We start from the raw sequence: 1,669 nt of genomic DNA on the forward strand, positions 1-1,669 counted from the left end.
ATCAAATTCCGTGATAGCTCGTTCTCCCCGAAATGCCTTTAGGGGCAGCCTCGTATCAATTGCCGCGGTGGTAGAGCTCTGAATGGACTAGGGACCAACCAAGGTTACCGAATCCAATCAAACTGCGAATGCCGCGGACAAATATACGGGAGTGAGACTACGAGGGATAAGCTTCGTGGTCGAGAGGGAAAGAACCCAGATCTACAGCTAAGGTCCCTAAGTACAGACTAAGTGGGAAAGGAAGTGTGATCGCTCGGACAGCCAGGAGGTTGGCTTAGAAGCAGCCATCCTTTAAAGAAAGCGTAACAGCTCACTGGTCAAGCGATCATGCACCGACAATCCAACGGGGCTCAAGTCTGTCACCGAAGCTTAGGAATTCTAGAGGCTTGTTGCGGGAGGCTAGAAACTGGATTAAAGAAGGAAGATGGAAGAAGAGTCGCCAAAGCGCATTGGCAGTTATCGTGATTTGAGAATTTACAAGCGGAGTTATGATGCCGCTCTGGAAATTCACCGGATCACGCTGAAGTTTCCGGGCTTTGAACGCTCGGAACTCGGCTCCCAATTGCGCCGCGCGGCAACCTCAATTCCCATCAACATCGCCGAAGGATATGGAAGAAAGCGGTCACCGGACGACTTCAAACGTTTTCTGGTGATTGCCCTCGGGTCGTGTGATGAAGTTAGTGTTCTTCTGGATTTCATTCATGATCTGAAATATCTCAGCGATGATTTACACGCCAAATGGAAACAGGAATACACTGAAATCGGCAAAGGCATTAACAAGCCGATTCAGGTTTGGCGGTAGAAATCCAGCCTCTAGCAACCAGCACCAAGCCTCTAGATTTGGTAGGGGAGCATTCTGTGGAGTCTGAAGGTAGACCGAGAGGACTACTCAACGCCACGGAAGAGACCCTGCCGGCATAAGTAGCGATAAACACGATGAGAACTCGTGTCGCCGAAAGTCTACGGTTTCCTGAGGAAGGTTAATCCGCTCAGGGTTAGGCGGGTCCTAAGGTGAGGCCGAGAGGCGTAGCTGATGGACAGCAGGTCAACATTCCTGCCCCGCCTGGCGAACGTTATCACGATGGGGTGACGCAGAAGGATACAGGAGTCGGGCGATGGACATCCCGATTGGTCTGTGCAAGCCGGATCCCGCAGGCAAATCCACGGGGTCATTCAACGGTGAGACAGGCGACGAGACCACACGGTCGCAAAGTCCTGGATTTCACGCTGCCGGGAAAACCCCCTAAGGAGTTCGTCAGGCGCCCGTACCACAAACCGACACAGGTAGACAAGGACAATATCCACAGGCGCTCGAGAGAACACTCGCTCAGGAACTAGGCACATTAACCCCGTAACTTCGGGAGAAGGGGTGCCGCTGTAGGGTTTATAGCCCGAAGCGGCCGCAGCGAAACGCGCTCTGCGACTGTTTAACAAAAACACAGCTCTCTGCTAAGTCGAATACGACGTATAGGGGGTGACACCTGCCCGGTGCCGGAAGGTTAAAGCAAGGGCTCAGCTCCCGCAAGGGAACGAAGGCCTGAACTGAAGCCCCGGTGAACGGCGGCCGTAACTATAACGGTCCTAAGGTAGCGAAATTCCTTGTCGGGTAAGTTCCGACCTGCACGAATGGTGTAACGATAGAGCGACTGTCTTGGCGAGTGACTCGGCG

At 53.1% G+C, this 1,669-nt stretch carries 1 rRNA gene; it reads left to right on the plus strand.

The features are described from left to right. A 23S ribosomal RNA gene (locus VGS11_10200) occupies window positions 1–1,669 on the plus strand; the annotation flags it as partial.

The sequence above is a fragment of the Candidatus Bathyarchaeia archaeon genome (assembly GCA_035935655.1).
GTDB lineage: Archaea > Thermoproteota > Bathyarchaeia > 40CM-2-53-6 > 40CM-2-53-6 > 40CM-2-53-6.